This window comes from Novosphingobium sp. G106 (assembly GCF_019075875.1).
Lineage (GTDB): Bacteria > Pseudomonadota > Alphaproteobacteria > Sphingomonadales > Sphingomonadaceae > Novosphingobium.
Genome location: NZ_JAHOOZ010000003.1, coordinates 183,264 through 202,278 on the forward strand (window position 1 = coordinate 183,264; position 19,015 = coordinate 202,278).

The window sequence follows — 19,015 nt, forward strand, 5'->3', positions numbered from 1 at the left end:
ACAGCCGCTTGCCGGTCGCAGTTTGCCCGTTACGATCACCGGCATGACTGATCCGTCCTACGCCCTGCTCGACCCTCGCCCTATTGCGGCAAATGCTCCTTATACCTTCTTTCTACCAAGTTCTGCCGAGATTACTGCTGTCGGAAAAGGCGATCTCGTCAAACTGACTTTCGAATACGCCCATGAAACCGAGAAATGGGGGGCGGAGCGAATGTGGGTCATCGTAGAGCAAGCAGGAAACGATGACCTTCTCGGCGTGCTTGATAATGACCTTGACGAGCCCACAACGACACTGGAAGCTGGTGAACTGATTCATTTCAAGCGCCATCACGTTCTGTCAATTCAATGGGCACACCCTGAAAAGGCGCCATCGCCAGCTGACTATAGAGAATATTGGGACCGCTGCCTCGTCGACCAATGCGTTCTCGATGGCGAGGAGCCGGTGGAGTTCATCTATCGGGAAGAGCCAGACATGACGCAGGAGGGGGATAAATATCACGACAGTGGATGGCGCATCCGAGGCCGCGCAGGGGACGCCACGGATGAAGAGATGGAGGCACGCGAGCTACAATATGTGGCGTTAGGCGCTGTTTTGAATCAGGACGATAGCTGGATACACTCGATCGACGCGCCGATCGGCACGGCTCTAATGCGCGACTTCAAGACAGACACCTATGTCCCGGAAGGCACGAGTTGAGGCCGGTATAGCTTTTTTGCGCCCAGAAGCAGACTGACCGGACTCCCCGAACATTGCAGACATCATGCAAATCGTGGATGGTCGGTCAATGAGGTGGATTTTCCCGATCCTGGTTGCCGTGCCGAGTGCCGCTTGCGCTGATGACCATCCGCAGAGCTATCTTCTGTCGATCGTCAGCCTTCCGGTGAGAGATGCCGTTAGCGTAAAGGCGTTCTCGTTCGAGAGTTGTGGAGTGCAGTTCAGACCTGTTTGCCGCATTCCAACCGGTTGGCGGATATCAGCCGGAAGCAGCGGAACACCTGACGGCGAGCTTGGGGGAGAAGGGAGCCAAGGTGCTACGTGGTTCAGTGGGCGAAACCCGAAGGACCTCTATTCCTTTATTTTGGTGTCTCTCTCAGCCCCGTTGCAGCGAACCGATATTAGGACGAATGATGGGACCGGGTTCTCGCCGGCCACATTCAAGGGACATGTGACGCTAGAAACCGACGATGGCGAGACGCGCGCGCCCTTGGACTACCGCAACATCAAGTTGATCCCGGCGGCGGCATGTCCCCGTCGATAGCGACGACCATCCACGCTAAGCGGACATTCCGCCCGATACCGCCGCCCCGCAAGCCTCACCGCTAAGGAAACCGGCATCGCGAATCAGTCTGCTAATCGCCCCTCGTCGGGCGCGAATTTCGGGTTGATTCGGGACCCATTTCTCGCCAGATTGCATCCCGGCAAGGGGTTAAGGACTCCTCACAACATGTTGATTTTAATCCATTTATTGGCAGAATGGGTGCGTACGGCGCATTACAACTTGGCGACGGAAAAGCCGGGCCTGCTGGAAGCAGTCACCGCTGTCCCCTACCCGAGCATGCGCTCAATTGCCGCGCCGATCTGCTCAGCGGCATCCAATACGTGCTCGTCGCCAAGATGGGCATATCGTGCTGTCGATTGCTGATTGCTGTGCCCGAGCAATCGCCCGATCATCGGGAGCGTTTCCTTGTTCATCGCGGCATGGCTGGCGAATGTATGCCGCAGATCATGAAGCCGCACGCCGCGCAGGCCCGCCTCCGAACGGATTTCATGCCAATAGTAGTCGAGCCAGCGCAGCGGCTTCCTGACGCGGGGGCTCCAGAAAAGCCACGGAATGTTCTTCAGCCTCGGGAGATCATCGATCAGCGCCCGCGCTTCGTCCCCCAGCCAAACCGTGCGCGGGCCGGTCTTGCTGTCCCTTAACTTCAATCGATTTCCCCGTAAGTCCTGCCATTGCAGGCTGGTGATCTCACCGGCCCGACATCCCGTCAGCAGCAGCAAGGCAATGGCCGTCGCCGCGATCGGCCTCACCTTGTCTTCGCTCGACCGCACCCGAGCCAACGCCTCGCCCAACCGCTCCAGTTCTGCGCGGCTCAAAAACCGCTCGCACTTGCGCTTGCGGTTGGGACGGACGGCCCGGCACGGATTGGTGTTTTCCAGGCGGTAGCCCCAACTCTCCGCCTTGTTGAGCAGGCTGCTCAGTATCGCGACTACCCGGTTTGCTCCGCCAGGGCCCATCCGGTTGTTGAGGTCTGCGAACCATCTGGTGACGTCCGCCTCGTTCAGCGCATCGATGAAGATGTCGGGAAAGGCATCATCGAGGTAGAGCCTGCGGTATTTCTCGTTGGCCACTAGGGTCGAAGCCTTCCAGCGCCCCGACCAGCGCTGCCAGTATTCCTCAAGAAAGTCGTCGAAGCGGGGCGCACTCCGGATACGCTTGCGCTCGGTCACCGGATCGAGGCCGACCCGCGCATAAGCCAGTACGCGCCGTGCAACGACAGTAGCCTGATGGCGCGTTATGACCGACGCCGGGCCGATGGTGACGGTGCGCAGCCGACCCGCCATGCGCGTCTGCACGATGTAGATGTTGCGGCCGGTGGCATAGTGGCGAACGCCAAAACCAGGCTCGATGCCGAGCCACGTCGTTTCGCGCGGCTTTCCCGTAGGAAGCCGCATAGAGGCAACATCGACCCCAACTTCCGCGAGTGCCTCGGTGACGATCTGCTTTAACGCAATGGCGGTCATGGGCGCAGCCCTATCGCCTGAGCAAGGTTGCCCGAGATTCTCACTGCCGCGTCGGCGATCACCTCGTCGGAGAGATGCGCATACTTGGCGGTCGTCTCGGGCAGAACATGCCCCAGAAGCTTGCCGATCGTCGCCAACGGAACATTGTCCATGATGGCGGCGGACGCAAAACTGTGACGCAAATCATGGATACGCAAATCCGGCAGCGCACACATTCGCCTGAAATGTGGCCACCAGTTGTCCAGGCGGAGCGGTGCGGTCCCGCTCGCATTGGGGAATACATACGGGCAGTTTTCGTGTCGGGGCTGCGCTTCCAAAATCGCCAGCGCCTGGCTGTTCAGCCAGATGGTTTTGGGGCCGGTTTTGCTATCGGGCAAAGCGAGATGTGGCGGCCGCACCCAATCCCAGCGCAAGTCTCGAACTTCGCTCACCCGCGCGCCGGTGTAGAGCAACAGCCGAACGACCGCGACTTTGGAGGGATGATCAGCTTCGGCTGCCCGCAGCGCTGCGCCCATGCGGCGGTACTCCAAAGGGGACAGATACCGCTCGCAGGCCTGCGGCTTGTAGCGCGGCATTCCGCGGCAAGGGTTGGAACCTTTACGCCGCAGATGCAGCGCCTCGGCATATTTGAAAAGCGCCGCGAGAACCGGAATGGCCCGGTTGAAATTGGTTTCAAGAGTGTCGGCGCAATCGTCGCGCCACCTGGTGATGTCGGCTGCCGAAACATCGGAAATACGCATGGTTCCGAACACCGGCGCGAGGTCGCGTCGCCAGGCCTCATGGTTGCGTTTTGCGGTCGATGGCTTCCAATATCGTGCGATGTCGGACCAGTAGGTTTCGACATAGTCATTGAGCGGCGGCGTGGCGCTGACCTTGGTCCGTTTGGGCAGGCCATCGAGCGCGACTTCCGCCAGCAGGCGTCGCGCCTGCGCGCGCGCCAGATCGGCGTCCACCTCGTCGGCGCGCCCCAGCGTGACGCGCCGCTGTGTGTTGCGATGCCGTACCCGGACGAACCAATAGTAGCGCCCGGTCGGCCTGACCCGCAGCCCAAACCCGGGCAGAACGGTGTCCCAGATGCTGTATTCGGTCGCCCGCAGCGGCAGCGTCCGCCGCACGAAATTGCCGTCCAGAAAGGCCCGTAATGGATGCGATTTCCACCGTGGGACCAAAAGGCCATCTTGGGGTGCCAAATCGCCCTCGAAAGTACCTGAAAACGGGGAATTTCTGGGGAGCAGATAGCCATCGGGAACCCCCGAACTGCCGGGCGGATTTTCGAAGACAGCCATTGATTCTATGGGATTTTTTCTCATAAATGCGCCTTACGGTGCATACGGTGTGCTGACCTTATAGGGTCATTCCCCCATGGATGACCCTTGACCGATCTGATACCGAGATCGCCGGGCGAAGCCCGCCCTTGGCCTCCGGTAGGGCTGCTTGCCCGCTTCGGGCTGGAGAGTGCGGCTCTGGAACTTTGTTTCTATTTGGCTACCACTCGCCCAGTCAGACGAAAACTGGAGTGAAGACGTGGCAAGGCCCAAAAGAGTTGGAAAGGATTTGCCCTCGATTTGCGCGCAGCGCGAGAAGCTCGAAGCACAGCTTGCGGAATTGGCGGCGCGGGAAAAGGAAGCGCTTGAGGCTGCGCGCGATGCCGGCCGCCCCGTGCTGCTCAGTGCGCTGGGCAAGGTCAAGATCGGCGAGATGAACCGTCAGGATGCGAAAGCGATTGCCGCTGCAATTGGCAAGCTGGGCGGCGCGCAGGCGGCGAAATTACTGGCGGCCAAAGCCTAGCCGCTCGAACTCGATTGATCGCGGACACCGAACGCGAAAACACCTGCGGCCCGGCACGCTTTAGCGTGCCGGGCCGCGCCGATTTTTGCGCTGCATCACGATCGTTTATCGCGGGGGCAATCGCCGGCCGGACGTGTCCGGCCGGCGCCGCGCTAGCTCTCAGCCGGCCGCTTGGGCTAAGCTCGCAAAATCCCTGTCCCTCATGATGGTGACGGGCACGCCGGCGTCGCGGCAACGCTCGGCCAAATTGACCTGCAGGCCGCTCCCTTCACAGATGATCGCCTCGACGGGGGCGAGGCGAACAAGCATCTTGTTGCGATCGAAACCGGCGCGGTTGCCGAGGCTGCGATTGAGCCGAAAGTTCACCGTGGGCACGCCCCGCGCGGCGGCCCATGCGGCGGCGATTGCGTCGGTGCCGCTGCGCTGCGCGGTGGTGACAAGCGTCATCGATGGAATGCGCGCCCGGATGCAATCGAGCCGCGTCCAGATCGGTTCATGATGCTGCCAGCCTGCCCCGCCCGATACGATGACGACGGGCCCGGTGGGCGCATGCGCTTCGCGGCGCGATGCCGCGCGCGCGGCGAGAAAGTCGCGCGCTTCGATCTGCGAAGCGATCAGCGATTTTGACGTGCGGCTGCCATAGACGGCTGACCAAGGCTGGCCGGTTTCAACGCGGTAAACCTCGGCGGCATGATCGCGCATGCATTCCAACGCGGCGAGCGCTTCGTGCAGCGATTGGCAATGACGCTGCTTTTCCTCGACTTCGAGCGCGTGGATTTCTGACGGGTCGTTGATCCGGGCGAGCTCGCCAAGCTCACGCGCGGCGCTGTCCTCTTCGCGCGCGATCTGCTGCGCCACTTTGTGGAAGGAGTTGACCATTCCCCAAGCGACACGCGCGGCCATGGGGGCAAGGCGGGTATCGCAAAACAGCGTGAATAGATCGCCGACCATCTGCTCGACGCAGCCGCGCGCGGCCTCGCTATCCGGCATATCGGCGGCGGTCGGTTCCTCGTGGTGGGAAAGCTGGCTCGTCTCAATCTCTGCGGTGAATGCCTGGCCGAAATTGTCGGCGCTGGTGAGGCTCGCATAGTGTTCGGCAAAGTCGGGGAAAGTCGAAAAGCTGCGCATGGGCTTGCCCTTGTTTGGCTCGGGTTCCGCAGGTTAAAGCAAGCGGACCAACGTTAGCCGAGTTTGGTAGAGGCGGGGAGATTGACCCTCCCCGCCTCGTTCCAGTTCAGTTCGGGAAACCGGCGAAAGGATCGGTTTCAATCTCGCGGCCGGTAGTGCTTTCCCCGAGGCCATCGCCTTCGTTTTCGCCGTGGTCGCCCCCCGCCGGCGCACCCTGCCCGAAGTCCTGCCGCGCGCGGCGACGGGTCCACGAAACATTGTAGCCGCCTTCGGGGCCGGAGTTGCCGAACAGGGCAACATCGAGCGGCTTATCCATCTTGGGATCGTCAATGCGCCCCTGATAGAAAACCTCCCCCGTGGTGCGCGCCGTCTGCTCGAACAGAGCCCCGACGCGAACCCAGCTATTTCCGCTCCGCGCCATGATCTCGTACTTGGGCGCTCGGGGGTTGTTGCTCTCGACCGGCGAAAGGCCAATCACATTGTTGAAGGCGAGGCATTCGATCTTGCCGATCAGAGCGCCATTTGCATTCGGACGAACATAACCAATGTTAGCCATGATATTCACTTTCCAGATACTAGGGCGGTGCCCGTTTGACTTGCCAAGCGGCGTTTCCGTCTTGACCATTACTTAATAGCGCCGCTCTAAAATTCGGTCTATCTCATTGATTTCTTGACAGATTTGCCCATCATTTCTGGTGAGCCGGAGCATCGAAATGCGCGCGGTAGCGAGCAAACAAGCCACGCATGGCCAAAGGCCATTCCGCCCTGGTGCGGGCAACCGAAACGCCTGCCCGCTTGTCCATCACCTCCGGAGCCGCCGTCGCAGTCCCCAAGGAGCACGTGCGGGATGAGCGAAGTCAAAAGACGTCGCGCTGAGCCCTAGGGGAGCTTGCTCATCCCCCCGCCGGCCGTCCGCCAAAGCGGACGAAAGCCGGCCGGCGGGGGATGGGCTAGCGGACCTTGGGCTGAGGCAGCTTTTGACTTTGCGCCCGCACGTGCGACGCCGGGAGACTGCGATGGCGGCGTAGGAGGGGATGGACGAGCCTGCGCGCGCCCTCACGCGGAGCCGGACGTCCTCGTCCGGCGAAGCCCCTTCCCCCTTCCCTCATGCGTTCGTGACCCGAATGGGCGAAGACAGACCGCAGGGCTGGCTTCGTGAGCTTAGGTCGGGGTCGGCCGCATGGCCGGCGCCGGCCTTAGCGAATAGAGCGCGGTCCGGCCGGCGCAGCCGGGCGGGAGAGGCCATCCCTCTCCCATACCCGCGCTTGCCAGACCCGGCCTCACTGACCATGTTACCGCCAGAGGCTGGAGACCCGGTAATGCCAACACAGGCTGAAAGGCGCGCCAAGCGCAAGGCCACTGGCATCGTCACGAAAGCGCGCGCACGAGCCGCCAACCGGTCAGCTATATCCACCTCCACCGGAGCCGAACTCCTAGAGAGCTTCACCGACGCGAGCGGGTTCATCGACGCGGGCAAGGTTGCGGCCAGGTTGCGCATGACAGATCGACAACTCGCTGAGGCAGCCGGTATCGAAATAGGAGAAGACGATAGAGTGGAGGATTGGGCGAGGTCGGACGCTCAAACACGCGTGCGAGAGATGTTGCTTATCCTAACCAGGGTGCACCCATGGGCGGGCGGTGAGTTGCAGGCCATGGCATGGTATCGAGCCGAGACAATCCCCGCTCTCGATGGCCGGACGCCAGAAGCTTTGGTCAAAGCCGGCGAAGGCGACGCGGTGCTGAGTTTCCTCGATCAATTGTCGGTTGGTGGGTTCGCCTGAAAATAGCGCCACGCAAATGTCCGATCTTTCCGAAAGCCCACCCATTGGCGTCACACAAAAATCGGCATATATGTGTCTAGACACACAAACGCACAGGTGATGAATGGGTGATCTGACACGTTGGAGCCTGAAGGTCTCGCGCGAGACAGACATTGCCCTGCGCACGCTGCTCGCAACGCGCGGTGGCAAGAAAGGCGACATGTCGCGGTTCGTGGAAGATGCTGTCAACCGCGAAGTCCTGCGAGAAACCATCCGCGACGTGCAGGCACGCAATACAGACGCGGATCCCGATGAGCTTCAAAGCCTCATCGACGAAGAAGTTGCGGACGCGCGTGCGTCGTTCTGGACACGGGCCCGGCAATAGCTGGTGCGGGTCATACTCGATACCAATGTCTTGCTGAGCGGCTTGATTTCGCCCGGCGGGCTACCGGCAAAGCTCACCGAAGCCTGGCTCGATCGCCGGTTCGTTCTTATCAGCCACGCGCTCCAGATGGACGAAATCCGTGAGGTTTCGCGCCGCGACAAAATTCGCGCGCTCGTTCGCCCCGCCGAGGTTGGTCGGCTCGTCAACCAGATCGTCCTGATAGCCGAAATGCCGGATGCCCTTCCCCATGTGAGGCGTTCGCCTGATCCGAGAGATGATTTCCTCTTGGGCCTATGCGAAGCAGGCCACGCCGACTGGCTCGTGACAGGAAACAAGGACGATCTCCTGGCCTTGAAGCGCCATGGCAAAAGTCAGATCGTTACGGCAGCGAAGCTCGCTGAATTGCTCGGGATCGGCAAACCCGGTTGAGTGCAGGCCGGATTTCCCTGATCTCGTCGGTCCGCCTACCGCCCAGCTACGAAGTTCTGAAACACTAAGGGGCGATCGGGCTCATACAGCCCAGCATCGCGCTCGGAACGCCCGCTGACGACCACAATCTCATTTCCCGGCGCCGGCGGAGCGGTCTCGCCGAACCGCGTCATCATTTTCAATCCGTGCAACCGTCTGCCGAAAGACCAGTTATCCTGCAGTAAAAGTCATTTTGGACTTTGATATTAACTCAATGCCTTGCGGGGCCCAAGACAACCAATCTATGTAAGAAGCGATGACTACTGCCAGGGGATTTCGATGAAGATGGAACGCTGGCTCGACGGCATCGACGTCGATCTGACTTTGCTCGAAACACGTGACGATCCAGACGAGCCGTGGACCCGGCGCGCGCTCGCTGGCACCAGCGTCGGCGTAGATCCGATGGACGCCTATGAAGGCGCACAAGAACTGGTCGAGGCGGTCCGTCTGATGGTGGGCGGGAAGCCTGAAGGCAAAGCTGGCCTCGCCCGTATCCTCGGGCGAGACGGCAACGACTATCAGCGCAGCCTCTGGTACGCGGTCGCGGGCCGCGGCGCGCTTTGCGTCGCCGCTGACCTGCACTGGCTTACGGGGATCCTCGCCACGCGCGCAGAACTGTGGCTCCGTCGCCGGGGCCAGGATCAAAACGTCGCCAAGCAGCCCGATCCTTACGTGACCGACGGTCCTGAAGGACCTGTCGGCCAGTTTCAGGCATCCTTCCGGCTCGGCGCCCACTGGGACGGCATTGCCGACCGCCGTTAGAACCGGGCGCTCCCAATGCAGCGATACCAGATGCTCGATGTCGAGATCGGGCCGGACGAGGACGGCTTCGAGGCGGTCCTGGCCCGCGCCTACTCGCTCAAGCAAAAGCCGCAGTGCCTGTGCCGCCGGGACATCCCGCTGCCGCTTTACATCGCGCGGCGCCAGGACAGCCATCACCTGGCGCGCTGGCCGGGCACCGGCCCGCGCCATGCACCGACCTGCGATCACTACGAAGCGCCGGACTTCCTGACAGGGCTCGGCCAGGTCCGGGGCTCGGCCATTGTCGAGGATGAGGAGAGCGGCGAAACCTCGCTCAAATTCGCCTTCCCGCTGTCGCGGGGGCCGGCGCGCGCGGCGCCGTCGTCGTTCACCAACGATAAGCCCTCGGTGAAGACCAACGGGCAGAAGCTGACGATGCGAGGGTTACTGCACTTTCTCTGGGACAAGGCAGAGCTGACCCACTGGCATCCCAAAATGGCGGGCAAGCGCAATTGGTTCGTCGTGCGCCGCGCGCTGATCCAGGCGCGCCTTGGCTGCAAGGTGCGCGGCGACAGCCTGACGCGCGCACTGTTCATCCCCGAGACCTTCAATCTCGACCACAAGGACGAAATCGCCGGCCGGCGCTTGTCGGGACTGGAACTCGCCTACGCCTCGCCCGATGCGATCATGGTGGTGATCGGCGAGGTAAAAGCCATCGAGCCCGCGCGCTACGGCGAGAAGATCCTGGTGCGGCACCTGCCGGATTGGCCATTCCTGATGGACGCTGACATGGCCCGGCGCTTCCACAAGCGTTTCGCCGTAGAAGAAGAGCTCTGGCGTTCCGAAGAGGCAGAAGGCCATCTGGTCATGGCGGCGAGCTTCGCGGTCGGCGCTTCGGGCCTGCCGCAGCTCTTCGAAATCGCGGTGATGCCGGTGAACCGGCACTGGCTTCCCTATGAAAGCCACGAAGAGCGCGCGCTGGTTGCCAAGGCTGTCCAGGAGAAGCGCCGCTTCGTGAAAGGCCTGCGCGTAAACCTCGGCCTCGAGGCGCCGATCGCCAGCATCGCTCTCAAGGACACAGGCGCCGAGGCCACCGCGATACACCTCGCGCGCAACATGCCGGACCCCGCCTATGACGAGGCGCTCGCCGCGCTGATGCGCACGCCGGGCGTGACCCATGTGACCTGGCGGCCCGGCGACCGCCTGCCCGATGCACAGGGCCGGGTATTTTTGCCGCCGCCCAAGCGTTGAGACTTCCACGTCGCCGCAGGCCGCAAGTTTCCAAGTGGCCCGCGGCATTCGGCTCGGAGATCATCGGTCGGGTATACGCTCGGCGCAAGGCCCCTGACCAAAATGGAAAGGCGCCCGAGCCTAAACTCGGGCGCCCTGACCAAGGCAATCGAGTGGGGCTGTTCCATTCGATTGACCAGCTATATCAGGCCCGGGTTAACAGCCGGTGTGCTCGGCCCGCGCGGAGGATGATGGCGACCGCGTCCTGGTGGTCGACGTCGTCTTCGACGACGAAGGGCCTTGCAGGATCGCGCGTGCGCACAACAGCGAAGTCCTGGCCCCGCACATCCGCCATCGTTGCGGCAAGCCGCCAGGCGTTCTCGAACGTCGCGTGGACAGGCGCGCTGGTCACGGTGCGCTCCCCGGCACTTCGGCCGCGGCGCTGCCGGCACCGAGTCCTCGCGCTGGCGACGCCGGGATCAGCGTCCACCCGCGCTCCATCAGACGGCTGATGCGATAGTACCCTCCGTTCCGACCCCTGAGAGCAATGCCCTTGCGGTAGCGGATCACCTCGAAGGACTGGCCCTCATAGTCGTCGGAAAACTGCATCGGCTCGGCGAGCACCAGCGTGTCCCCGGGACGCGGCCTGCGCCGGCGTGCCAGTGCGAGCTGCTGCCGGCAGCGCGTCCGCCACCCGGCGGCATATTCGCTATCGGTCGGCCCGAGCAGGTCGAGCACCGAAGCGGGGCACCGATAGTAGCAAGGCCCCATCGATTCCGACATATCCTTGTACCCGAAGTGCTCGCCGCTCTTCGCCTTTGGATTCCAGCGCACCAGGCAGACGACGGCGAAAACTGGCAAAGTGCCCTCGGCGTTCCAAGGCTCGGCCGCCGCGTAGTATTCGCTGCCCGACCAGACCGATTTGACTATGCGAAGGCCATATTGCCGGCCGCCATCCGCGTCCGGCGCATAGGTGAACTGGTCGTCGAGATAGGCCTTGGGCGTGGCGAAGCCGCCCATCGCCCAGGTCGACATGAAGAACCATCCCATGGCTTTGTCCTTTCGTTGGTTGTGGTGAAGGAGCGCGACCACCCGCGGCGCGCGATGATCCGGCAGGGAACGCGTGTCAGGCGTGGCAATGCCGGCAGCCCGATCCGTCGCAGCAGTCGGCCGAGGCACCGATGTGCAGGATCGAGCCGTCCCGAAACCGCGCCGAGACGCCCAGCGCATATTCCATGGTGCTGCCCGAACGATCGAGCTCGCCGTGCCAATCGCGCTCGAGCACGTCCCAGACCTCGTAGATATGGGCGCCGCGGCTATCGAGCGCGGGGAACGAATAGACCGCGAGGTCGGCGATCGTGACGACCGATCCGAACAGCTCGGCGCTGCGGTCGACGACGAGCCGCGCCGACATCAATAGTCCTCGGGGAGCAGGATCGTCATGACCCGGGTCGTCACCGAAGCGTCGGCGGGATCGTCCGAGCCGTACTCGAGCGTAAGATCGTAATAGTCGATCTTCATCCAGACCGTTCGGCCGCGCAGCTCGACCACGCCTAAATCGCGTTCGGGGCTGTCTTCGGAAAACTGGCAATGCCGAAAGGCGGCCATCAGCTCGGCCTGAACCAGCACGCGTTCGGTGGGCGCGCAGCTCTCGCCGCAAAGCGTTTCCAGGCAATTCGATGTAATGAGGATCCTGGCGTTGCGGTCGAGGCCCAGGCGAACTCGGTCGTTGAGCTCGGCGATCGTCAGGGTGCGCGCGGCGTCGCTGGCCTGTGTGGCCATGGTCGGTCTCCTTGTCGGAAAGGTGGTAGGGAGGATGAGATCGGCGCGGGGGCTGCCCCCACGCGAACTTCGAACGAGCCGTGGCTCGCTCGTTCCAAGCCCACTCCCCTTTGCGCTGGTGTGCGGCGGCCTATGCCGCCGCCGGCACGAATTCGCGGGTGCACGGTAGTTCCAGCCAACCAGGCCTCGTCCCATCGGTGGATGGCAGGCGGTAGCTGTCAGCCTCGTCGTGCGTGAACACGCTGGCTTCCTTCAACGAGCCGAAGCCAGTCTTAGTATTCCAAAACAGCAGGCCGCACTGCTCGTCCTTCAGCGCGATGACCAGGCGCGCAGCGTCGGGATTGTCGCCGGGGCTCCAGAGATGCACGATCCGGTCTTTGCGCACCTCGAGATAGCCGCCACCGAAGGCGTCGACCCGCATCGGCAATGACGTGTGTGCCCAACCGAAGCGAAACGGCAGAGCCGAAACACAGACCTTCTGCAAAAGCCGGGCCACCGAGAACACGGCGACGTTCTCCCCCTCGACATGGACATTACGCTTGCCCGGATTGCCGACCACCGGAACATGCCAGACGAGCGAGTCCGGACTCGGGAACGAAGGATCTTCGAAGAGCGCGAGGAGGCCGGCGAAGGGATTTTCGGCATCGATGTTAGGAAACAGCGCCTGGAATTGCGAGCTGGCCCCGGCGTAGAGCGCCTGCGTCTCGGTCGGAGTGCCCAAACCCTCCGCGAGTTGTTCGGCGATCTCGATGACCTCATCGAGAAGTTCGGCTTCGAGCGCATCGACTTCGAGGACGAAGGCGGCGGTGGTGAAATGGTCGGCCATGATGGGCTCCTTTTGAAATGTCAGTGTTGGACGGGCGCGTGGACGGCGACGACCGGCGAAGCCGGCCGAACCGCGCGGTGATGATGCTGGCCTAGGCCGCCGCGCTGAGCGGCGAGCCGGCGATGCGGTGGAGGATCTGCCGGATGGCGCGTTCCTGGCGCAGAAGCGCGTCGAGGCAATCGGCGCCGCTGTCCACAAAGGCGTCGTGGTCGGGATTGCTCATGTCGAGCACCTGCGCGGTGGCCCTCAGCACGCCGAGCATGTTCGCGGCCTCGGCCATGACGCGCAGGTTCGTCTGCGCTTCGGCCAAGGGGCAGCTTCCGCTTTGCCGGACGGTCGCGACATAGCGGTGACTGCGTGTGGCGGGATCGATCGCGGTAACCTCGCCGGTCCAGCCGAACGGCCAGGATGCGCCGCTCTGGCGCAGCGGGCTTGCCCGCCATGCGCCGGCGGTCGGTTGATAGGTCATGGAATATCTCCGGATGAGATGGTCAGGCGGCCGCGAGCTGATCGCTGGCGGCATCGCTGCCGGGGAGAGGCTGCTGGCAGCCGAGCGTGGTTAGGAGGCGCGCAAAGCGCGGCGCGATCTGGAGGAGCCAGATTCTGGCCTCGCCGCGCGCGTCGATCCACTCGGCACGCCGGCGAAATTCCCGGTCCGACCGTGCGGCGATCCAGACCCAGGCGGCGCCTTGCCAGGTCGAGATGCCGATATCGGCGTGGACATTGCGCGCGAGCACGCGGTGGTTCCGCCCCCGCCAGGCATGCCGACGCTCGAACGAGGGCAGATGGACCGGCACCTCGCGGTGGATGTCGTCGACGAAGGCGGCATAGGCCGCCGGCCAATCGCGTGGGTCGGCGGGCGCCGGCAGGCCGCGGACGCCCGCCTGGGCGCCCGGCGGATGATAGGCCGATCGGAGCATGGCGGGCCTCATGCCGCTAAAGGCAGCGGAGCAGCCGCGGGCTGCTGCGCATGCATCCATTCTGACGCCGCCTGCGCTTTGGCGGCCGCGGTGAAGATGGCCCGCGGATCATCGCGCAGCGCTCTCAGCCAGGAAGCGACATAGGCCGCGTGATCGGGCCGCGGCGTGTGCGCGAGGCCCAAATCCGCGAGGAGGAAGGCGCTGCCGATATCGGCGACGAGTTCCTCACGCGCGCGGATAGCGAGCCCCTTGTGGTAATCGCGGAGGGTTTCGCGGTCGAGCCGGTGCGCCGCACCGGTCGCATGGGTGATCTCGTGCGCGAGCGTCGAGACAAGGCCAAGGTCGCTCTCGAAGGCCTGCCGCCCCGGCATGAAGATCTTGTCGAGATCAGGACGATAATAGGCGTCGTGGGGGCCGTATTCGATGGGAATGCCGAGACCCGCGAAGAAGCCGAGCGCGCCGGCGATCCGATCCTCCATCGGCCGCTCCTCGATAACCGCCTCATCGGGGGCGCCATCGACCTGCGCGCGGTTGAACACGACGAAGCTGCGTGCATAGAACCGCGCCCGGCGTTCGTTCCCATCATCACCGCCGCCACTGGATCCGCTGGAGTCATCCACGCGGTCGATCTTCTTCCAGAGCACGACGTGGGTGCCGGCTGCGCCCTTGCGGACCTGCGCGCCGCTATCCTTCCACTGGTTGTAGGTCGCCCAGACGCCCGAGGTGTAGCCACAGGCTTCGGCGGAGGCCCAAAGCACCAGGCGGTTGATGCCGCTGTAGCGGCGCCCGGCGGCGCTGGTCGGGCGCATGACCGGCGCCCCCGAATGATGCCAGGGCATGCGCCACTGGCCGGCGCCGGCCTCGATCGCTGCTGCAATCTGCGCGGTGACGGCGGCGTAGATGTCATGACGTCGCGTCATGGAATGTCTCCTCTTCTAGGCGAGCATCGGTGCTCGCTCGCACCTTTCCCGCTCACGCTTTTGGGATGGGCCGCTTGGCGGCCTGGATGTTGGGGAAGCCGGGGACCGCCGGCAGTTCACCGATCGGCCCCCGACCCCATGCGGCGCTGTCAGGCCGCTTCGGCGATCACTTCCTCGGACAGATGGCCGTCTTCGAGCTCAGCATCAGCGGCCGGCTCGCCGGGCGCGCCCGCCTGCTCGAGTCCATCGTCACCATCGCCGATGAGCTCGGCATCGCAATCGCCCGAGGCGATGGGCCCCTCATCGCCGTCAACGTCGCTCTGCGCCGCACTATCCGCTTCGGCAGGCGCCTTGGCGGTGAAGCGCATTGCCTCGGGAAGCCAGGCGGCCGCGCGTTGCTTGACCGCCGGATCGGTGATCGTGTCGCCGGCGCAGAGCTTCGCTGCCGCCAAAGCGAGCTCGCCCTTTTTCGCGGTCGCGTAACGCGCCGGCAGCTCGGGATCGATCTGCCCCAGCGCGGTCAGGATCTGGCCCTTCTTAAGGCGGTCGAAGTAGTTTTCCGCGCCCGGCCGCCAGTGCGCGGCGACATCGATCTCCATCATGGCACCGAGGCCCGACAGGAACGCGTTGCCGCGCCAGCCCACATCGAGACTCGCTTTCAGGCTCTGGCTGACCGCGTAAGCGAGCCAGCTCGCCTTGGCTTCTTCGTCCAGCCCCCGAAACTCGAGGAAGGCAGCGAAAAGGTCGTCGGCCTGGCTCCATTCGTGCGGCAGCGCGGAGCGGACGGCATCGAGATCGACGATCGCCTGGCTCGGCGGGACCCCGACGAGCCCCGCCGGCTCGAACCGGTCGCCGATCTTGATCGAGAGCCCGGTATCATTGGCCGTGAAGAAGCCCGTGCAATCGATCGCCAGCCGGAAGATGACGAGATCGAGCGCCATTGCGGGATCGGTCGCGACATGGAGCGCGAGAACGTCGCGCCGCTCCTTGGCGAGGTTTTCCTCGAGGCTGCGGCTGAAGCCGTCCGCCTTTGCAGCGCCGGCCGAGCCAGCCGAACCGCCGCCGGCCTGCCCCGATGTGCTGGCGCGGCCCGGCTTCACCGTCGTATAGAGCTGGTGGTGCAGCGCGGGCGTGCCGTCTTTCTCGAGAACGAGGAAGACGCCAACATTGGGTTTGTCCTCGTCGCGGATGACCAGGCAGGTCTCGCCGAGCTTGTCGTACTCGGCCGAAAGCACTTCGAGTTCGGCCTCGGCCCTCTGGGCTTCGTCCTCGTCCGCGCTGGTTTCAGCGAGATCATTGAGCTCATCGATGCGGACTTCGATTTCGTCGAGACGGGCCTGTACTTCGGGCGCCGCATCGACGCGCGAGGGATAGAAGGGGTGCAGGTCCTTGGTCAGCTCGTAAGGCAGGTGCGCGGCGAGCACCGGCGTGACCCAGCCGTAGCGACCGCCAAGCGCGGCGATTTCTGCCTCGTAGGCGAGCTTCTTGGTAGCGAGGTCGGTGGCGATTTCGCCGTCGAGCCACATGCCCTCACCGCTGGCTGCGAAGAGGTCGCTCTCGATGCGCCCTCCGCCAGCGCGGTACTCGTCCTCGCCGAGGAACAGCGCGACCGGGTGCGTCGAGGCAATCGCGGTCTCGGCAACCGCGCGGCGGATGGTCTGCGCGTTCTGCGCCTGCCAGCCCGCCGACAGGCGCTCCCAGGCCGCAAGCTGACGATCGCGGTCCGCGGTCGCGCCGTAAGCCATCGCGATGTCGAGGGTGATGTCGCCGGCGGAGAGCGCCGCGAAGATCGGCTCGGCGAGATCGGCAAGGCGCAGTCGGCCCTGAACGTGGCGGACGGTGAGGCCAAAGCGGCGGGCGATATCCTCGGCATCAGCGCCGTCGGTGTCGATGATATCCTTGAACGCGCGGCATTCGTCCGCAGGCGACATGGACTCGCGGATCAGGTTCTCGGCGAGGCTGATTTCTCGGGCGGCGGCGGCACGGTTGGCGAAGACGCGCACGTCGACGCCGTGATCCTGCGGCAGCTTGCCGCTCTCGATCAGCTGCGCAATCGCGCGGCAGCGGCGGCCGCCCGCATGGACAGCATAAGAAGTCGATCGGCGGGCCTTGATTGCGGTCACGACGAGGGGCTGGATCAGGCCGTGCTCGAGAATGCTGGCAGCCAGCGCATCGAGGGCAAGATCGCTATTGGTCTTACGGACGTTGAGGTCTGACAGCACGAGCGAGGAGAAGGGAACGGTGATGTTTTCCATGAGCGGAGTCCTCCGGTGAGCGTGAGACCCGGATCAGGAGCACTTTATCGCTCAGGGGGGTCTCACCCCCGCCCCGCCCCCCTTCCCTCTCCTGGCGCGCGGCCCGGCAGGGACGCTGGAGGAATGGGAGCGGATCGCCCCGCTGATGCCCAGGCCGGGACGGCGCGGGCGGCCCCGCGAGGTGGATTTCCGCGAGGTGATTAAACGCGGTGCGCTATCTGGTCCGCTCAGGTTGTGGCTGGCGCATGCTGCCGATCCACTTCGGTGCCTGGCAGACGGTCTATGGCTGGTTCCGCGAGCTGGCGCGGCGCTTCCTGTTCCAGACGATCCATGACGTCGAGCTGATGCTCGATCGCGAACGTCAAGGCCGGGAGCAGAGCCCGAGCGCGGCCGTCATCGACAGTCAGTCGGTTAAGGCGCCATCGGCAGAAAAGCGCGGGTTTGACGCCGCCAAGAAGATCGCGGGACGCAAGCGGCATATCGCGGTCGATACTGACGGGCGCTTGCTGATGGTGAACCTGACGCCCGCCGACATCTCCGACAGCGCCGGCGCCCAAACGATCCTCGATGGCATCCGCAAGCGCTGGCCCTGGGTGAAGCACCTCTTCGCCGACGGCGCCTATGATCGGCTCAAGCTCATGGACAAGGCCAGCTATCTCGACTTCGTCGTCGAGGTCGTCCGTCGCTGTGACAACCAGCAGGGCTTTAAGGTCTTGCCGCGGCGCTGGGTCGTCGAGCGCACCTTCGGCTGGATTAATCCGATGGCGGCGACTGGTCCGCGACTACGAGAAAAGGATCGATGTCTCCCAGGCCATGATCCTCGTCGCCATGGGCGGGAACCTCCTACGCCGAAACGCTCATCCGTGATTTTCCAAACGGACTCTAAGAGGCCGAGCAATGTGCTAGCGCGCCCGCATGGCGCACGCTTCAAAACAAATCGGAGTTGGATTGGTCGGTTATGGCCTCGGCGGCCGCGTGTTTCACGCGCCGTTTATCCAGGCCACAGACGGCTTGGCGCTGCGCGCGGTAGTGTCCCGCGATCCGGTGAAGGTGCTCGGCGAGTTGCCGGACATGACCGTCGTTCCATCCGTAGACGAACTCCTGGCCCAGGACGGAATCGATCTCGTCGTCGTATCGAGCCCGGACGCACTCCATGCCGAGCATGCGATCGCGGCGTTGCGCGCCGGCAAACATGTCGTGGTCGACAAGCCGTTCGCGACCACCCTCGCCGATGCCCGACTAATCGCCGAGACGGCGGATCTCGCGGGCAAGATGGTGACGGTATTTCATAACCGGCGCTGGGACGCCGACTTCCTCACCCTGAAGCGCCTGATCGGCGAAGGCCGGCTCGGGCGCATCGTTCACTTCGAAAGCCACTTCGACCGCTGGCGGCCGGAGCCCGCGGCGGTTTGGAAAGAAGCGCGCGAGGGCGGGTCATGGCTCGACCTGGGCCCGCATCTTGTCGACCAGGCGCTTTGCCTGTTCGGTAGGCCCGAAGCCGTGACGGCCGATATTTGCGCGATGCGCGAGGGCGCGCCGGCACCCGACTGGTTTCATGCCGGGCTTCACTACCCCGGCTTGAGGGCGGTGCTGCACTCGAGCAAGCTTGCGGCCGACCACCGCCTGCGGTTCGCTGTCCACGGCACCGGTGGCAGCTGGATCAAGCACGGTCTCGACACGCAGGAAGGCGCGATAGTGGCGGGAGCGCTTCCTGGGGACACCAATTTGGGTTGCGACCCGGTGTTGGGCATGTTTTCTCAAGCTGGTAATCGAGAGCTTCCCATCGCCAACGAACGGGGCAACTACGGCCTATTCTGGCAGGGCTTGGCACGTGCAGTTCAATGGAATGAACCTAATCCGGTGCCGGTAAATGAGGCCCTGAGCGTGATGGATGTGCTTCAGGCCGGTCTCGAGAGCGCCGCCAAGGGCTGCACCGTCCGGCTGTGACCTCCCCTTCCCCATGACCCATTACGAGCACGGGCCGCTGTCGGAATGGTCATGGGGCATGTTCGGTAGAATGAGAAACTCGCCGTCAGGCTGTCCTGATGCGATCACATCCTCTAAGGAGC

General features: G+C 63.9%; 21 protein-coding genes and 1 pseudogene. 9 read left to right on the plus strand and 13 right to left on the minus strand.

Going from position 1 to position 19,015, the window contains the following annotated elements:
- The first annotated feature begins 43 nt into the window (after positions 1–43).
- Positions 44–697 carry a DUF2185 domain-containing protein gene (locus KRR38_RS32990; protein ID WP_217408018.1) on the plus strand — a complete coding sequence of 218 codons (654 nt, stop codon included), beginning with the start codon at positions 44–46 and terminating at the stop codon, positions 695–697.
- An 849-nt stretch (positions 698–1,546) separates the two neighbouring features.
- Here the strand turns inward: KRR38_RS32990 and KRR38_RS32995 are convergent.
- Together KRR38_RS32995 and KRR38_RS33000 are read right to left on the minus strand one after the other, a co-directional pair.
- Positions 1,547–2,743 (minus strand): site-specific integrase, encoded by a 1,197-nt coding sequence (locus tag KRR38_RS32995; protein ID WP_217408019.1) that lies wholly within the window; start codon positions 2,741–2,743, stop codon positions 1,547–1,549.
- A complete protein-coding gene (locus KRR38_RS33000) occupies positions 2,740–4,029 on the minus strand; it encodes a site-specific integrase (RefSeq protein WP_254515861.1) in 1,290 nt (429 codons plus the stop codon). The genes KRR38_RS32995 and KRR38_RS33000 overlap by 4 nt, the downstream gene beginning before the upstream one ends.
- 169 nt (positions 4,030–4,198) lie before the next feature.
- On the opposite strand from KRR38_RS33000, the gene KRR38_RS33005 reads away from it, so the two are divergent.
- Entirely contained in the window at positions 4,199–4,531 is a 333-nt protein-coding gene (locus KRR38_RS33005) for a hypothetical protein (RefSeq protein WP_309141240.1), read from the plus strand.
- Positions 4,532–4,690: 159 nt separating this feature from the next.
- Here KRR38_RS33005 and KRR38_RS33010 read toward each other — a convergent pair whose 3' ends face one another.
- The gene (locus tag KRR38_RS33010; RefSeq protein ID WP_217408020.1) at positions 4,691–5,659 is read right to left on the minus strand and encodes a DUF2493 domain-containing protein; all 969 of its coding nucleotides are present in this window, start codon (positions 5,657–5,659) and stop codon (positions 4,691–4,693) included.
- 106 nt (positions 5,660–5,765) lie between these two features.
- Positions 5,766–6,215, minus strand: coding sequence for a DUF736 family protein (locus tag KRR38_RS33015; protein ID WP_217408021.1), 450 nt, complete (start codon positions 6,213–6,215; stop codon positions 5,766–5,768).
- 763 nt (positions 6,216–6,978) lie between these two features.
- Here KRR38_RS33015 and KRR38_RS36765 point away from each other — a divergent pair.
- From KRR38_RS36765 to KRR38_RS33040, 5 genes are all read left to right on the plus strand, one after another.
- The gene (locus KRR38_RS36765) at positions 6,979–7,440 is read left to right on the plus strand and encodes an MbcA/ParS/Xre antitoxin family protein (RefSeq protein ID WP_254515862.1); all 462 of its coding nucleotides are present in this window, start codon (positions 6,979–6,981) and stop codon (positions 7,438–7,440) included.
- A gap of 103 nt (positions 7,441–7,543) precedes the next feature.
- Entirely contained in the window at positions 7,544–7,804 is a 261-nt protein-coding gene (locus tag KRR38_RS33025; protein WP_217408022.1) for a ribbon-helix-helix domain-containing protein, read from the plus strand.
- Between the two features lie 3 nt (positions 7,805–7,807).
- Positions 7,808–8,233: a putative toxin-antitoxin system toxin component, PIN family gene (locus tag KRR38_RS33030; RefSeq protein ID WP_309141241.1), complete on the plus strand. Its 426-nt coding sequence runs from the start codon at positions 7,808–7,810 to the stop codon at positions 8,231–8,233.
- A gap of 318 nt (positions 8,234–8,551) precedes the next feature.
- Positions 8,552–9,034, plus strand: a complete 483-nt coding sequence (locus KRR38_RS33035; protein ID WP_217408024.1) for a hypothetical protein — start codon at positions 8,552–8,554, stop codon at positions 9,032–9,034.
- Positions 9,035–9,049: 15 nt separating this feature from the next.
- Complete coding sequence (locus KRR38_RS33040) at positions 9,050–10,264, plus strand: DUF1173 domain-containing protein (protein WP_217408025.1); 1,215 nt, start codon at positions 9,050–9,052, stop codon at positions 10,262–10,264.
- Positions 10,265–10,448: 184 nt separating this feature from the next.
- Here KRR38_RS33040 and KRR38_RS33045 read toward each other — a convergent pair whose 3' ends face one another.
- The 9 genes from KRR38_RS33045 to KRR38_RS33085 all read right to left on the minus strand — a co-directional run bounded on the left by KRR38_RS33045 (position 10,449) and on the right by KRR38_RS33085 (position 16,946).
- On the minus strand, positions 10,449–10,655 hold the full coding sequence (locus KRR38_RS33045; protein WP_217408026.1) for a hypothetical protein: 207 nt from the start codon (positions 10,653–10,655) through the stop codon (positions 10,449–10,451).
- Positions 10,652–11,293 carry a DUF6927 domain-containing protein gene (locus KRR38_RS33050; RefSeq protein ID WP_217408027.1) on the minus strand — a complete coding sequence of 214 codons (642 nt, stop codon included), beginning with the start codon at positions 11,291–11,293 and terminating at the stop codon, positions 10,652–10,654. The genes KRR38_RS33045 and KRR38_RS33050 overlap by 4 nt, the downstream gene beginning before the upstream one ends.
- 76 nt (positions 11,294–11,369) lie before the next feature.
- Positions 11,370–11,657, minus strand: a complete 288-nt coding sequence (locus KRR38_RS33055) for a hypothetical protein (protein ID WP_217408028.1) — start codon at positions 11,655–11,657, stop codon at positions 11,370–11,372.
- Positions 11,657–12,025, minus strand: coding sequence for a DUF3768 domain-containing protein (locus KRR38_RS33060; RefSeq protein WP_217408029.1), 369 nt, complete (start codon positions 12,023–12,025; stop codon positions 11,657–11,659). The genes KRR38_RS33055 and KRR38_RS33060 overlap by 1 nt, the downstream gene beginning before the upstream one ends.
- Before the next feature lie 130 nt (positions 12,026–12,155).
- On the minus strand, positions 12,156–12,851 hold the full coding sequence (locus KRR38_RS33065) for a hypothetical protein (protein WP_217408030.1): 696 nt from the start codon (positions 12,849–12,851) through the stop codon (positions 12,156–12,158).
- 91 nt (positions 12,852–12,942) lie between these two features.
- On the minus strand, positions 12,943–13,320 hold the full coding sequence (locus KRR38_RS33070) for a hypothetical protein (protein ID WP_217408031.1): 378 nt from the start codon (positions 13,318–13,320) through the stop codon (positions 12,943–12,945).
- Positions 13,321–13,342: 22 nt separating this feature from the next.
- The gene (locus KRR38_RS33075) at positions 13,343–13,771 is read right to left on the minus strand and encodes a hypothetical protein (protein WP_217408032.1); all 429 of its coding nucleotides are present in this window, start codon (positions 13,769–13,771) and stop codon (positions 13,343–13,345) included.
- A gap of 8 nt (positions 13,772–13,779) precedes the next feature.
- Positions 13,780–14,691, minus strand: coding sequence for an ArdC family protein (locus tag KRR38_RS33080; RefSeq protein ID WP_217408033.1), 912 nt, complete (start codon positions 14,689–14,691; stop codon positions 13,780–13,782).
- 149 nt (positions 14,692–14,840) lie between these two features.
- On the minus strand, positions 14,841–16,946 hold the full coding sequence (locus tag KRR38_RS33085; RefSeq protein ID WP_217408034.1) for a ParB/RepB/Spo0J family partition protein: 2,106 nt from the start codon (positions 16,944–16,946) through the stop codon (positions 14,841–14,843).
- Positions 16,947–17,037: 91 nt separating this feature from the next.
- On the opposite strand from KRR38_RS33085, the pseudogene KRR38_RS33090 reads away from it, so the two are divergent.
- Both KRR38_RS33090 and KRR38_RS33095 read left to right on the plus strand, forming a co-directional pair.
- Positions 17,038–17,813: pseudogene (locus tag KRR38_RS33090) on the plus strand (IS5 family transposase).
- A 48-nt stretch (positions 17,814–17,861) separates the two neighbouring features.
- Positions 17,862–18,893, plus strand: coding sequence for an oxidoreductase (locus KRR38_RS33095; RefSeq protein WP_217408035.1), 1,032 nt, complete (start codon positions 17,862–17,864; stop codon positions 18,891–18,893).
- The last annotated feature ends 122 nt before the right edge of the window (positions 18,894–19,015 follow it).

What these genes read in the sequence shown, in the direction of transcription:
- KRR38_RS33050 (WP_217408027.1), bottom strand. Translation starts at nt 11,293, where the DNA reads ATGGGATGGTTCTTCATGTCGACCTGGGCGATGGGCGGCTTCGCCACG.
- KRR38_RS33015 (WP_217408021.1), bottom strand. Translation starts at nt 6,215, where the DNA reads ATGGCTAACATTGGTTATGTTCGTCCGAATGCAAATGGCGCTCTGATC.
- KRR38_RS33085 (WP_217408034.1), bottom strand. Translation starts at nt 16,946, where the DNA reads ATGGAAAACATCACCGTTCCCTTCTCCTCGCTCGTGCTGTCAGACCTC.
- KRR38_RS32995 (WP_217408019.1), bottom strand. Translation starts at nt 2,743, where the DNA reads ATGACCGCCATTGCGTTAAAGCAGATCGTCACCGAGGCACTCGCGGAA.
- KRR38_RS33070 (WP_217408031.1), bottom strand. Translation starts at nt 13,320, where the DNA reads ATGACCTATCAACCGACCGCCGGCGCATGGCGGGCAAGCCCGCTGCGC.
- KRR38_RS33035 (WP_217408024.1), top strand. Translation starts at nt 8,552, where the DNA reads ATGAAGATGGAACGCTGGCTCGACGGCATCGACGTCGATCTGACTTTG.
- KRR38_RS33000 (WP_254515861.1), bottom strand. Translation starts at nt 4,029, where the DNA reads ATGGCTGTCTTCGAAAATCCGCCCGGCAGTTCGGGGGTTCCCGATGGC.
- KRR38_RS33095 (WP_217408035.1), top strand. Translation starts at nt 17,862, where the DNA reads ATGGCGCACGCTTCAAAACAAATCGGAGTTGGATTGGTCGGTTATGGC.
- KRR38_RS36765 (WP_254515862.1), top strand. Translation starts at nt 6,979, where the DNA reads ATGCCAACACAGGCTGAAAGGCGCGCCAAGCGCAAGGCCACTGGCATC.
- KRR38_RS33080 (WP_217408033.1), bottom strand. Translation starts at nt 14,691, where the DNA reads ATGACGCGACGTCATGACATCTACGCCGCCGTCACCGCGCAGATTGCA.
- KRR38_RS33010 (WP_217408020.1), bottom strand. Translation starts at nt 5,659, where the DNA reads ATGCGCAGCTTTTCGACTTTCCCCGACTTTGCCGAACACTATGCGAGC.
- KRR38_RS33055 (WP_217408028.1), bottom strand. Translation starts at nt 11,657, where the DNA reads ATGTCGGCGCGGCTCGTCGTCGACCGCAGCGCCGAGCTGTTCGGATCG.
- KRR38_RS32990 (WP_217408018.1), top strand. Translation starts at nt 44, where the DNA reads ATGACTGATCCGTCCTACGCCCTGCTCGACCCTCGCCCTATTGCGGCA.
- KRR38_RS33075 (WP_217408032.1), bottom strand. Translation starts at nt 13,771, where the DNA reads ATGCTCCGATCGGCCTATCATCCGCCGGGCGCCCAGGCGGGCGTCCGC.
- KRR38_RS33060 (WP_217408029.1), bottom strand. Translation starts at nt 12,025, where the DNA reads ATGGCCACACAGGCCAGCGACGCCGCGCGCACCCTGACGATCGCCGAG.
- KRR38_RS33065 (WP_217408030.1), bottom strand. Translation starts at nt 12,851, where the DNA reads ATGGCCGACCATTTCACCACCGCCGCCTTCGTCCTCGAAGTCGATGCG.
- KRR38_RS33040 (WP_217408025.1), top strand. Translation starts at nt 9,050, where the DNA reads ATGCAGCGATACCAGATGCTCGATGTCGAGATCGGGCCGGACGAGGAC.
- KRR38_RS33025 (WP_217408022.1), top strand. Translation starts at nt 7,544, where the DNA reads ATGGGTGATCTGACACGTTGGAGCCTGAAGGTCTCGCGCGAGACAGAC.